Genomic DNA, 13,556 nt, shown 5'->3' on the forward strand with positions numbered 1-13,556 from the left:
CGCGGCCGGGGCCCCCCTGATCGAAGGCAACCAAATCCGCCTCCTCATCGACGCGCGGGAAAATTATCCGGCGTGGCTCGATGCGATCCGCGCGGCAAAACGCCATGTTTACTTCGAAAACTACATCGTCCAGGAAGACGAGGCGGGTCGGATGTTCGCCGACGCCCTCGTGGCGAAGGCGCGCGAGGGCGTGCGCGTGCGGCTCGTTTACGACTGGATGGGCAGCTTCAGAAAAGCGTCACGTGCTTTCTGGAACCGCTTGCGCGCGGGCGGCGTGGAGGTGCGTTGCTATAACCCGCCGCGCTGGGACTCGCCGTTCGGCTGGATCAGCCGCGACCATCGAAAGATGCTGTCGGTGGACGGCGAGGTGGGTTTTGTCACCGGATTGTGCGTCGGCCGGATGTGGCTCGGGGAGCCGGAAAAGAGGCGGGAACCGTGGCGCGATACCGGAGTGGAAGTGCGCGGGCCGTCGGTGGCGGACATCGAGCAGGCCTTCGCGGAGGTCTGGGCGATGATCGGCGAGCCAATTCCCGATGGCGAGTTGATCGGTCGGGAGGCGCTCGCGAGGAAAGGCGAAACGGCCCTTCGCCTGGTGGCGAGCGTGCCGGCGACCGCCGGGCTGTTCCGCGTGGATCACCTTGTGGCCGCGCTCGCGAATAATCGCCTCTGGTTGACCGATGCCTATTACGCCGGCAACACCGCCTACGTTCAATCGCTGCGGGCGGCCGCGAAGGACGGGGTGGACGTGCGCCTGCTTGTGCCGAACGCCACGGATATTCCGGTTCTGAAGCCGCTGTCCCGGGCGGGGTATCAGCCCTTGTTGGAAGCGGGGGTGCGCATCTTCGAGTGGAACGGGGCGATGCTGCACGCGAAGACGGCCGTGGCCGATTCACACTGGGCGCGCGTCGGTTCCTCCAATCTCAACATCGCCAGTTGGTTCGGAAACTGCGAGATGGATGTCGTTGTTGAAGACGAACCGTTCGCGCGCCTGATGGAGCAGACCTACCTTCGGGACCTGGAGAACGCGACCGAGATTGTGCTGGATGCAAAACAGAAGGTGCGCGCGCCGAATCAACCGCGCCATCCGCACCCGATTCGAACCCGCGGCGGAGGGAGCATGGGACGCGCCGCGGCCGGGGCGATCCGCATCGGCCATGCCGTCGGCGCGGCCTTCACGAACCGTCGGGTGATCGAACCGGTCGAATCTCGCATGACGACTGCGGCCGGTGCGCTGTTGCTTCCCCTGGCGATTCTCTTTTCGTTCTTCCCGCGCCTGCTGGCCTATCCGGTCGTTCTGATTCTCGCTTGGATCTCCGGCGCGCTGCTATACCGGGGGTACAAGCTGCGCCGCGGCAGGACCCGGCGGGTTACAGGTACGGGGGGGCAGGAGACGTCATGATCCCGGCGCGACACCAGTCCGGGTCTTGCTTTCGCATTCCGATGGACGACCAACGGTGATTTCGTAAATCAAAAACCCCATTCGTTAATCCCGAACCGGATGAGTATTCAAGAAATATTGTAAGTTTTCCTCCATTATGCTATCATCCATTTCCTTGTTGCCGGGGCGGGGTAGCGCGGCTTAAATCCCGTTTCCCCCCCCGGATTTTAGGTTCTAAAATTCAGTTCGTTGGACAATCGAGCCATGGACTATGGTCTCAATGCCATCTGTGGCTCCGCGGATCCAACGACCATCTGAGCGTTTCCCATGCGGCATAGGGCAACACATATCCCGCTTGACGGCGTTTCGGAGAGCCTCCCAATATATCCTTACCAAAACGGCCAACCTTTTCATATTAAGAAAGCTAAGTCTCTATATTTCTACAAGCGACGTGGAAACCTTTGTCCGTCTGCCTTTTTCCGGTGACCTCGAATTCGTTGAATCCGCGTAGCGAGCACTACCTCTTCCTGTAGGAGAAGGTCCGGTTTCGCCGAGCCTGGGGCGGAAGAGGGGCGATAGGTTGAATGTATCTCTTTGGATAACGCTGTTATCTATTTAGATACAATTCGGCTGGCAATATTTTTGGCGCGTCGATTCGATTCTTACTTAATCAATGAGTTAGGTTGTAATTCATTATTTAAATGATGGCATCAAAGTTGCTCTTCCTGAACCCGGGAGAATTCTGGGGACACATGATCCCCCCATGTATTTGCCGGCGGAGGCCATCATTTCCTGTCGATATGAATGTTGGGTTCTAGATGATCCGTGGAAAATGAGGTGGCGATGTGAAAACCTATAAAGGAAAAATACTGGTCGTGGACGATGATCCGGACATCCGGAAAATCCTGTACGATCGCCTGGACTCCCTCGGATATATCGTCGTTACCGCCGAAAGTGGACAAGAGGCTCTGGATAAAGCGGCCAAGGAAGATCCCGACCTGATGTTTCTCGATCTCCAGTTGCCTCATATGAGTGGCTTGCAGGTGTTGAAAAAACTCAAGGAGTATCCGGAGCTTTCGGTCATCATTATTACGGCTTTTGGTACGATCGAAAAGGCCGTGGAAGCAATGAAGGAGGGGGCCTTTGACTTCATTACAAAACCCTTCTCGCCGGACCATCTCGATCTCGTCATTAAGAAGGCCCTTGAATGCAGGGCGCTCAGACAAGAGAACCTTTATCTCCGGGGGGAATTGAACGCTCCTTACAGTGAGATACTGGGGGAGAGCACAAAAATGAAGGGGGTGATCGAGACGGCCAGAAAGGTGGCCGCCACCGCCTCCACCGTCCTGCTTCTGGGCGAAAGCGGAACGGGCAAGGAAATGTTTGCCCGGTCCATCCACCGTTGGAGCCCGAGAGCCGACAACCCTTTCACCGTGGTCAATTGCGTGGCCTTGAGGGACGAACTGGTCGAGAGTGAGCTGTTCGGCCATGAAAAGGGGTCCTTTACCGGGGCTCATCAGATGAAGCGGGGAAAATTGGAAATCGCCAACGGGGGAACCGTTTTTCTGGATGAGATCGGCGACTTCAAGCCGGATCTTCAGGCCAAACTTCTCCGGGTGCTCCAGGAACGCGAGTTTGAACGGGTGGGGGGGAACAAGCCGATTCATGTCGATATCCGGATTATCGCGGCAACCAACCAGGATCTTCATCGGAAGGTTCAAGAAGGAGGGTTTCGGGAAGACCTCTTCTTCCGTCTGAATGTGGTCCCCATTTCCCTTCCGCCCCTGCGTGAGAGGGCCGAGGACATTCCCCTCTTGACCGGGTTTTTTCTTACACGATCCTGCCAAATTGTGAAGAAGCCGGTGATGAAAATTTCCCCCGAGGCGATGGATCGCCTTAGGCATTATCACTGGCCGGGAAATGTGAGGGAGTTGGGGAACCTGATCGAGCGGGCGGTCGTTTTGGCGGAAGGGAATGAGATTTTACCGGAAAACCTTTCCCTCCTTCCCGCAACCGGCCCCTCCGAGGAAGAACATTTTGGGAAGCCTTACCATGACGCGGTTCGGTCTTATCAAAAACAGGTCATCCGGAACGCCCTGCAGAGAAGCGGGGGGAATCAGGCCCGGACGGCCGAGCTCTTGGGGCTTCAGCGAACCTATCTGGCGCGGTTGATTAAAAAGTTAAATGTCAGGTGAGCCACGCGAATCATGATGAACCGGTCCCCATCCAATGATACCCCCGTCCGGCGGGTCCTGTCGGCGGTCCGCCCGTTCCCGAAGATCATCCCGAAGATGATCCCGGAAGGCCGGGCCCTTTCCGAGACGGCATGGAACGGCCGACACCGCGGGATCCTCGTCCTTCTATGGCTCCACGCGTTCGGACTCGCCGGTTTTGGAATCTACAAAGGATACGGGGCGGTTCAAAGCCTGGGCGAGGGATCGGTGATCGCCGCCCTGGCGTTTGCCGCAACCCGGACCACGATCGGGCGCTGCACCCGTTCGGCGATCGCCAGCGTCGGCCTCGTGACCTCCTCCGCGATCCTGGTGCAATTCTCGGGCGGATACATCGAGGCCCATTTCCATTTCTTCATTATGCTGACCCTCATCGCCATTTACGAAGATTGGATCCCGTACCTTATGGCCATTTGCTTCGTGCTGATCGAGCACGGGCTCACGGGCCAGTTCATCCCAGCCGCCGTGTACAACCATCCGGATGCGATGGTTCACCCATGGAAATGGGCGATCATTCACGCCGCGTTTATTCTGTGTGAGAGCGTGGCGCTTCTGGTGGTTTGGCGGGTGAGCGAACTGGCCCGGGCCCGTGCCGACCTTGTGCTCAATTCCGCGGGGGAGGGAATTCTCGGGTTGGACCTCGAAGGGAAGATCACCTTCGCCAATCCCGCCGTGGCGAAAATGACGGGCCGTCCCGTCGAGGAACTGGTCGGGGGGCCCGTCGATCGGATCTTGAAGAATTCCGACGGAACCTATCCCGATTGCAACCGGGATTTGATCCATGCGATTCGAGGCGAGAAGGCATGCCGTTGCGACGATAAGACGCTTCTGCATCGGGACGGCACGACCTTTCCCGTCGACTCGGTCTGCAATCCGATTCGCGAACGCGGCGTGAACGTCGGCGCCGTCGTGACGTTACGGGACGAAAGGGACCGGCTGAAAGCGGAAGAGGCCTTGCGGGAGAAGGAGGAGCGGTTCCGCCAGGTGACGGAGAATATTGCGGAGGTCTTTTGGATGACCTCGGTCGATAAAAACCGGATGGTTTACATCAGTCCCGCATACGAGACCATCTGGGGACGCACGCGTGAGAGTCTATATGAGCAGCCGACTTCCTGGATGGATGCCATTCATTCGGAGGATCGGGAGCGCGTAAGGGTGGCCGCTCTTGAGAAGCAGACCCGGGGGGAGTATGACGAGGAATATCGGATCATGCGTTCTGACGGATCGGTCCGTTGGATCCGGGATCGCGCGTTTCCCGTTCGAAACGAACTCGGTAAAGTCTACCGCGTGGTCGGTGTCGCCGCCGACATTACCGACCGGAAACGGGCGGAATCGGTCATCCGGGAGGCCTATCAGAAACTCGCCGCCCTCAACCTGACCCTGGAGGAGCGAATCCAGGAGCGGACCCTCGAACTCGAAGACGTCCTTCATCAGGTCAACCGTGAAAAGGAGAAGACGGACCGGATCATTCACGAAATCGCCGACGGGGTGATCGTGACCGATCGGGATGGAAAAATCCTTTTGATCAACCCGGCCGCCCGGATGCTGCTGGGAAGTCAGGGCCATGCCCCAACGACGGATCGGCCCGGGTCCCCTCACCTTCCGGAACTGTCCGAGGTCCTCGCGAACTCGGCCGAGTCTGTGACGAAAGAGATCGAAGTCAATGACCCCGCACTCGTCTCTCCCAGGGTGCTCAAGGCCGCCGCCGTGCCGCTGAAGAACGAGCGGGGCGATCTCCTGGGCAAGGTGGCCGTCCTCCATGACATCACGAGCTTCAAAGAGGTGGATCGCTTGAAATCGGATTTTGTCTCCCAGGTTTCCCATGAGCTGCGAACACCCCTCACCTCCATCAAAGGTTACATCGATAACTTGAAGGACGGCATCGCCGGGGCATTGACTGAGAAACAACTGGAATATCTGAGCCGGATGTCCAGGAATGCGGAACACCTGGCCGCACTGATCGGCGACCTCCTGGATGTCTCACGGATCGAATCGGGGAAGATGACCCTCCGATTGACGCCCCTGCCCCTCCGGGATCTGATTGAGGAGGCGGTCAAGAACCTCCGGTCGGTCGCCGAGGAGAAGCGCCTCGAGGTCGCCGTGAGCCCGTTCGAGGGGGAAAGCCGGGTTCGAGGGGACCGTGACCAACTGGAGCAGGTCGTCGCCCATCTCCTCGTCAACGCGATCAAGTATACCCCTCCGGGAGGCCGGATCACGATCGCCCTCCGGCGGAATGAGAAGTTCATCCTGACCTCGATCCGGGATACGGGGATCGGAATTCCGCGGGAGAAACAGTCGAGGATCTTTGAGCGATTTTATCGGGTCGGGCCCGAATCGTTTTCAATTGGCAACGGGACCGGTCTGGGTCTGTACATCGCGAAGCATATTATTGAAATGCATGGGGGCCAAATCGGGGTCGCCAGCGAGGTCGGAAATGGCAGCGAGTTTTCATTCACGCTCCCGCTGGATTCCTGAGGCCGCGGGAAGGCTGATCGGGCGGCCGGTCACCCGGGCGGTGATCGTCGGTCTGCTGACCGCCGCTTTGGGTCTTGCGATCAGCCTTCTTCCGGTCGGAAACGACCTCGAAGAGCAAATCGGTCTCGACATTCTTTTCAATTTGAGGGGCCCAAGGCAAGCCCCTCCGGGGGTGGTTGTCATCGCGATCGATAAGGAGTCCGCCGGTCATCTGAACCTGCCGCGTGACCCCCGAAAATGGCCCCGCACCTATCACGCGCGCCTGATCGAAAAATTGGCGGAGGCCGGCGCGAGCGTCATCGCCTTTGACCTCTATTTTGATGAGGGCCATTCCTCCGAAGAAGATCGGGTCTTTGGCAAGGCGATCGAAAAGGCGCGCAATGTGGTGCTGCTGGGGTACTTCAAGAAAGAGGCCGTTCCCCTCCAAGGCCCGTCGGGGGGTACCGCCGGGGAAATAATGGTGGAACGGATGATGCCCCCGGCGTCGGATCTGGCCCAAAAGGCGGCCTCGGTCGCGGCCTTTCCCCTGCCCAAGGTTCCGCTGACGGTCAGCCAGTTCTGGACGTTCAAGGACGATTCCGGGGATTTCGCGACGATGCCGGTCACGATATTCCAGATGTTTGCCATGCCGGCCTACGGGGATCTGATCGATCTGATGAAGAAGGCCCTCCTGGATCCAAGGATGGCGAGAGCCGCGCTCGATGAGAGAAACGGGTCATCCGTTGCCGAAGCCCGGAGGCTCATGAACCTCGGGCGGGAAGAAAACGCGGACGACCATGTAACCCATAAACTGATCCGGACCCTGAAGGAAATCCTTGGGAACGAGACCTTGATCTCCGGGATCATGATGAAAGATCTGGAAGATCCAAGCGGGCCGCATCCGGACGCCGTAAGAACGGACCTCCTCAAAGGGCTCCTGAACATGTACAGAACCGGCAACAGCCGCTACCTGAATTTTTACGGACCCACCCACACGATCACGACGGTGCCTTACGACCGGGCGCTTCAACTACCGAATCCCGTTTTGGCCGACGGCAGGCCGGTGGATTTCAAGGACAAGATCGTCTTGATCGGGTCGTCCGAATTCTCACCCTATTCGCAAATGGATGCCTATCCGACGGTTTTTTCACAACCCAACGGCCGGGACCTCAGCGGGGTCGAGATTTGTGCGACGGCGACGGCCAACCTCCTTGAGGACCGGCCGATCCGGCCGATCGGATTCCCAACGCAAATAATGGCGCTTTCAGCGTTCGGCCTTGCGGCGGGGATCCTCGGCTTTCGGCTTCGTCCCTTGCCCGCCGTGTTCGCCATCGTGGGGCTGGTTCTGGTCACCTTCGGGTTCGTCTACTATCAGTTTAAACTGGCCGGCGTTTGGTATCCTGTCGTGATCCCCGTCGCGTTTCAGGCGCCCCCGGCGTTTGTTCTCGCGGTGTTGTGGAAATACCGCGAGGCCAGAAAACTGGAGGCGGCCCATGAACAGTTGAAAGAAATGGACCGGCTCAAGTCCATGTTCCTTTCCCATGTGTCGCACGAGCTTAAGACCCCGCTCACCTCGATCAAGGGCTTCGTGGACAACATGATGGACGGGTTGACCGGCGAACTCCATGCGAAACAGCGGGAATACCTGGACCGGGTGCGGGCCAATGCCGACCGCCTGACCCGAATGATTTCGAACCTTCTGGACCTGTCCAGGATCGAGTCGGGAACCCATCATCTCGATCGGGCACCGCTTTGTTTATTCGATCTGGTCGAAGAGGTCATCGAGCAGCTCCGCCCGCTGGCCGCCGCGAAGGACCTGACCCTGGGAGTGGTCTGTCCGGATCCGACCCTGCAGGTATCGGCCGACCGGGATAAATTCATCCAGGTGATCACGAATCTGGTGGACAACGCGATCAAGTTCACGCCCGCGGGTGGCAAGATCACGGTGACGATTGGGCGGAGAGATCCGGAGCGGGTGATGATCACGGTCACGGATACCGGGGAAGGAATTCCGTCTTCGGACCTGGCCAAATTGTTCGAGCCCTTCTATCAGGCCGGCCGCCGGTCCGGGACTCCTTCAAATGGCCTGGGTTTGGGGCTCTCCATTGTAAAGACCCTGGTGAATCTTCATGGTGGGACGATTTCGGTGACGAGCGAGTTCGGGAAGGGCAGCGAGTTCTGCATCCTTGTTCCGGCGTTAAAAAGGGGGGAAGAGTAGCCCATGCCATCTGCGATGAAGCGGATCCTTCTTGCGGACGATGATCCGGACACCCTCCTGGTCCTCAAGGACCGTCTGGAGTCGTTGGGGTATCAGGTCCACACGGTCTCGAACGGACAGGAGGCCGTGGAGGAGGTGGGACGGGGGGATTTTTCCGCGGTGATCATGGACATCAAAATGCCGGAATTGGACGGCATCGAGGCGCTCAGAAAAATCAAGCAGAACCGGCCGAACACGCCGGTCATCATGATCACCTCCGTCAAAGAGAAGATTTTGGACGTGCTGGCCGTCGGGGCCGAGGCTTGTCTCCTCAAACCGGTGGATCCGGATCGACTGAGGGAAGCTCTGGAGCGGGGGCTAAAGAACACAACATGACGATACCGATGGAGGCATCATGAGTCGTCCGACCAAAGAAAAAAGGGAAGCGAAACGGGCTCTTTATGTCCGGCCGGTAGATTTCAGGCCGATGGGCGGCCTGTCCGGCCGCGGGGAAATCCTGGATATGGGTAACGGGGGGGCGCGAATCCGAACCGGGACGCCGCCTCCCGACAAGGGAACGGTGGTTCAAGCCTGGATACCGCTGACCGAACATGAGATCGCCGTGCCGGTTCTGGGTTTGGTGCGGTGGATGAAAAGAGAGGGACGGGAAGTCTATCAGGTGGGGTTTCAATTTTTAATCTAATCGTGTAGAATTTCTAAATCCTTTGAGGCGTCTAGGCTCCCGACTTGTTTCAGGTCGGGGGAAACGGAGCCATGAACCGGCTCAAGGAATTGACCATGCGTTGGATCAGCTCGAGCCTTGCGCTCGGATTCCTCTTTCTTCTCCCGGGAACCGTCGCGCTTGCGCAGACGCAGCCACGGGCCAAATGCAGTGAGTGGGTAGCCAAGATCGTTTCGATCGAAGGCCGCGTGGAGTCGCTACCCGCGGGCGAGACAAACTGGCAGGCAGTCAAGCTCGACGATACCTACTGCCCGGAGGACCGCGTCCGGACCCTGGAAAAAAGCCGGGCGGCCTTCATCCTTAAAAACGAAACCACCATCCGTTTGGACGAGAACACGATGGTCAAGTTCTCGTCCCTCAAACCCGAAAGCCCCAGCCTGCTTCAGCTCCTGACCGGAAGCGCGTTTTTCATGAGCCGCTATCCCCGGCCCCTGACGATCGAGACGCCGTATGTCAACGCGGCCAGCGGCGGGACGGAGTTCAATATAAAGGTCAATCCGGACGACAAGTCGACCACCATCACGGTGATCGAAGGGCAGATGAACCTGAAAAACGATGCCGGAAGCGCGACGGTCAAGGCCGGGGAAGAGGCGGTCACGATCGCCGGACAACCTCCGGTGGTTCGAATCCCGGTCCGTCCGAGGGACGCCATTCAATGGGCGCTGTACTATCCGCCCATCTTGAGCCTTCGCGATCTTCGCCTCCAGGCGGCCGAAGGACTGCCGGAGACCGATTGGCGTTCGATGGTCCAACGATCGATCACCGCTTACAACGAAGGCGAGTTCGTGAAGGCGTTTGCCGCGATCCAAGGCGCGCCGGAAACGATCGACGATTCCCGGTTCTATGCCTTTCGGGCATCGTTGCTCCTGTCGGTCGGCCGGGTGGATCAGGCCAAATCGGATATCGAGCAATCGCTCAGGGTCGCCCCGGGAAACGGCCTTGCGCTCGCCCTTCAATCCGTGATCGCGGTGGTCCAGAACGATAAGGAAGCCGCGCTGAAGCGGGCGATGGAAGCCGCACTGGCGGAGCCGGACTCGGTCGGCGTCAAGATCGCGCTCTCGTATGCCGATCAGGCCAACTTCAAACTCGACGAAGCCCTGGCGGCGGTCCAACAGGCCGTGGAACTCGATCCCGAAGCGGCGTTGGCCTGGGCCCGGTTGGCCGAGCTTTGGATGGCCCATGGCTACCTCGACAACGCGCTCGAGGCCGCAAACAAAGCGGCCGCGCTAAATCCAAAAGAGGTCCGGATACAAACCGTTCTGGGATTCGCCTATCTCACCGAGATCAAGATTGCCAAGGCCCAGGAGGCTTTTGGGAAGGCCATCGCGCTGAATTCGGCCGACCCGATGCCGCGACTGGGGTTAGGGCTGGCCTTGATCCGCGAGGGAAACCTTGAAGACGGCCGAAAGGAAATCGAGGTCGCCGCATCGCTCGATCCCAACAACGCGCTGATCCGAAGCTACCTGGGCAAGGCCTATTATGAAGAAAAACGCGATCCGCAGGCCGAGATTCAGTTTGAGCAGGCGAAGAAACTCGATCCGAAGGACCCGACGTCCTATCTTTATGACGCGATACGAAAGCAGACGGTCAACCGCCCGGTCGAGGCACTTCATGATCTGGAGAAATCGATCGAGCTCAACGATAACCGTGCGGTATTCCGGTCTCAGCTTCTCCTGGACACCGACCAGGCCGCTCGGAGCGTGAACCTCGGGCGGATCTATGACGACCTCGGATTTCAGCAAGCGGCCCTTGCGGAGGCCTTTAAATCGGTGAATACCGATCCGGTGAATTACTCCGGCCACCGGTTTCTTTCCGATTCTTACGCCGCACTGCCCGACTCCGAGATCGCCCGGCAAAGCGACCTCCTTCAGAGTCAGCTCCTGCAGCCGCTCAACAACAACCCGGTTCAGCCGAGTCTCAGTGATAGCTCGGCCGTTGCCCCCGGCGCCGGTCCAGCAGCTCCTTCATTTAACGAGTATTCGCAACTCTTCAACCAAAACCGGATATCACTACTTGGGTCGGGACTCGTCGGCAACAACGAAACCTGGGGAGAGGAGCTTGTAGGCACCGCGCTTTATGACCGGTATTCCCTTAGCCTCGGCCAGTTTCGTTATCGAACCCAGGGTTTTCGGGATAACGCCGATCTGGATCAAAATATTTACGATGCCTTTACGCAGATTGCCATGACCACGAAGCTCAGTATTCAAGGTGAGGTTCAGGTTAATGATACCGGCCAAGGCGATCTTGGACAAAAGTTTTTCCCGGATTTCTTTTCTAAAACGCTTGATCTGGATAATAGGATAGATTCCTATCGATTGGGGGTTCATTATGCACCCGCGCCCACTTCCGACATTATCCTTTCCGGCTTCTATCAAAAACTCCAAAATAACGCCAGTGATCTTACGCCGATAGCTTTCCCTCCCGATACGGGTTATAATTCGGATTCAATATCACGGGCCCGGACCGTTGAGGGTCAATATCTCTTCCACACCGTGCAACTGAACGTGACTTCAGGTGCGGGGTATTTCGCCGGGCCTCAAAGGCTCGAAACCGATCTCCTATATTTTAATCCCTATTTTATCCAGGAATTTCCTCCAACCGAGACGACGCTTCGCCATTACAACTATTATCTCTATCCGCAATTTAATATTCCGGGCCACGTGACTCTCACGCTTGGGGGGAGTTATGACCGTATAACACATGATACCCTGGACCGGAAACAATTTAACCCGAAGGCCGGACTGATGTGGAATCCGATACGTTCGACCACCTTCCGCCTGGCCTGGTTACGCACGATTCGGCGGGACCTGGTCTCGAATCAGACGATCGAGCCGACCCAGGTGGCCGGGTTTCAACAATTCCATCAGGATTTTAACGAAGACGCCGTTGATTCAAAACAATATGGAATTGGGGTTGACCAAAAATTTCCTTCGGATATTCTCGGAGGAATAGAATTAACGAGAAGGAATTTGACGGTCCCCGTGCCTGTCTATTTCTCCAGTGGAGCCATTGATTTCCAAAATCAAGATGAAACCATCAAAAGAGGCCGGGCTTATCTTAACTGGACCCCATTATCCTGGGTGGCGGCTAGCGCAGAGTATTTTGTGGACAGGACCGATGGAAATTTCACGAGCGATTTTTTCACAAAACTTACGACACAACGGGTCCCTTTAGGGCTGAATCTTTATCATTCTTCGGGAGCTTTCCTGAAGGTGACGGCAACCTTTATCGATCAAAAGGGCGTTTTTAATACCGATCCGACGGGATTCGCCACCACGTATGAGTCGGGCGCATCTCGTTTTTGGATCTGGGATACTTCGTTGGGCTATCGTCTTCCGAAGCGTGATGGCATATTCACAATTGGGGTAGATAATCTTTTTGATCGGAATTTCCAGTTTTTTGATGTAGAACAAACGTTTTCAGTGATGCAGCAGCTCCCTCAATATCAGCCGGCCAGATTTTTATTTGCAAAACTGACGCTGAGTTTTTGAGGAAAATCGGAGGAGGAAAGGAGGAGGAAGGATATGGATGGCAAAAACATAATCCCGTCGCGCAAGACGTCGTCGGGAAGGGTTCCATACGCATTAAACGAAAAAGGAGGAAATTATCATGGAGAAGGCATACAGATTCCAAGTTGAAATCAGTCGCAATGGAAAGGTCGATATTCGGGACGGGAAGGGCAAGCCGTTCCAATTTATACGCCGTGGCGATCCAACGCAACTTAAGTTGGTTCCGGTTCTTTTTGGTATTCCCAAGTCAACTTCGAAAAATACGCCCAAAGGACCTGGAAATGGCGGCGGTTGTCCGACCGGTTGCCATCCAGGTTTCGTAAACGGAAGATACGCTTGTCTCTGCCCTTAAATTAGCATTTAGCCATCCGATGCGGAGAAGTTGTGAAGTGGGGAGACCCTTCCCTGAATCTGAATTTTCAAAGAATCAGGGAAGGGTCAATCCATTTATCACTAAGTGGAGAGCCTATGGGGAAACGGCTAAAATTTACCATCGATGACCAGTGTGGAAATTACTGGTGCTGGGCGGCCGTGGCGGTCGGGGTGTCGAAGTATTATTCCCGATCAAGCCCGTGGACTCAGTGCGGGGTTGCCAACGCGCTATTCGAATATAAAAATCTGTTCAAAAAGTATAAAGTTAAAGACTGCTGCAAAAATCCGGATAAGTGTGACCACCCGGAAAATTTAGAAAATGCCCTAACATGCACCCAAAACTATGCTGGAAAATCCCATATTAAAAAATCCTCTGATGGAAAATTCCCTCAGGAACTATTCGAGGAAGTTTGTCGCGAAATCGATAAACGACGCCCCGTCGCTGCGAGAATCGGACTCGAAGGAGGGGGAGGGCACTTTGTAGTTATCTACGGCTACGAAACGGTGACGCATGACCCCCAGTCGCCGTATTTCGTGGCCGCGGATCCATACTATGTTATTCACAGTACCATGCCAGTCTCGGAAAATTACGGCGACTATAATAAACATGATAAAGGTTGGGGCGTTATCGATGGCAGGTGGACCGATATCTTTTTTACGAAGGGAGAATAAG

General features: G+C 56.7%; 8 protein-coding genes. All 8 read left to right on the plus strand.

The window, feature by feature from the left end:
* Nucleotides 1-1,399, plus strand: a 1,399-nt coding sequence (locus VMN77_06480) for a phospholipase D-like domain-containing protein (protein ID HTN43426.1), incomplete at its 5' end; no start/stop codon positions are given.
* An 824-nt stretch (nt 1,400-2,223) separates the two neighbouring features.
* Nucleotides 2,224-3,573: a sigma-54 dependent transcriptional regulator gene (locus VMN77_06485; protein ID HTN43427.1), complete on the plus strand. Its 1,350-nt coding sequence runs from the start codon at nt 2,224-2,226 to the stop codon at nt 3,571-3,573.
* Nucleotides 3,574-3,585: 12 nt separating this feature from the next.
* Entirely contained in the window at nt 3,586-6,084 is a 2,499-nt protein-coding gene (locus VMN77_06490) for a PAS domain S-box protein (protein ID HTN43428.1), read from the plus strand.
* A complete protein-coding gene (locus tag VMN77_06495; GenBank protein ID HTN43429.1) occupies nt 6,044-8,281 on the plus strand; it encodes a CHASE2 domain-containing protein in 2,238 nt (745 codons plus the stop codon). The genes VMN77_06490 and VMN77_06495 overlap by 41 nt, the downstream gene beginning before the upstream one ends.
* A 3-nt stretch (nt 8,282-8,284) precedes the next feature.
* Nucleotides 8,285-8,656, plus strand: coding sequence for a response regulator (locus VMN77_06500; protein HTN43430.1), 372 nt, complete (start codon nt 8,285-8,287; stop codon nt 8,654-8,656).
* A 19-nt stretch (nt 8,657-8,675) separates the two neighbouring features.
* Complete coding sequence (locus tag VMN77_06505; protein ID HTN43431.1) at nt 8,676-8,963, plus strand: PilZ domain-containing protein; 288 nt, start codon at nt 8,676-8,678, stop codon at nt 8,961-8,963.
* A 71-nt stretch (nt 8,964-9,034) separates the two neighbouring features.
* Nucleotides 9,035-12,493 carry a tetratricopeptide repeat protein gene (locus VMN77_06510; GenBank protein HTN43432.1) on the plus strand — a complete coding sequence of 1,153 codons (3,459 nt, stop codon included), beginning with the start codon at nt 9,035-9,037 and terminating at the stop codon, nt 12,491-12,493.
* 486 nt (nt 12,494-12,979) lie between these two features.
* Nucleotides 12,980-13,555, plus strand: coding sequence for a C39 family peptidase (locus VMN77_06515; protein HTN43433.1), 576 nt, complete (start codon nt 12,980-12,982; stop codon nt 13,553-13,555).
* The last annotated feature ends 1 nt before the right edge of the window (nt 13,556 follow it).

This window comes from Nitrospiria bacterium (assembly GCA_035498035.1).
Taxonomy (GTDB): domain Bacteria; phylum Nitrospirota; class Nitrospiria; order JACQBZ01; family JACQBZ01; genus JACQBZ01.

Excerpts from the sequence above, each read along its gene's own strand:
- VMN77_06505 (HTN43431.1), top strand. The coding sequence starts at position 8,676 with ATGAGTCGTCCGACCAAAGAAAAAAGGGAAGCGAAACGGGCTCTTTAT.
- VMN77_06490 (HTN43428.1), top strand. The coding sequence starts at position 3,586 with ATGATGAACCGGTCCCCATCCAATGATACCCCCGTCCGGCGGGTCCTG.
- VMN77_06500 (HTN43430.1), top strand. The coding sequence starts at position 8,285 with ATGCCATCTGCGATGAAGCGGATCCTTCTTGCGGACGATGATCCGGAC.
- VMN77_06495 (HTN43429.1), top strand. The coding sequence starts at position 6,044 with ATGGCAGCGAGTTTTCATTCACGCTCCCGCTGGATTCCTGAGGCCGCG.
- VMN77_06515 (HTN43433.1), top strand. The coding sequence starts at position 12,980 with ATGGGGAAACGGCTAAAATTTACCATCGATGACCAGTGTGGAAATTAC.
- VMN77_06510 (HTN43432.1), top strand. The coding sequence starts at position 9,035 with ATGAACCGGCTCAAGGAATTGACCATGCGTTGGATCAGCTCGAGCCTT.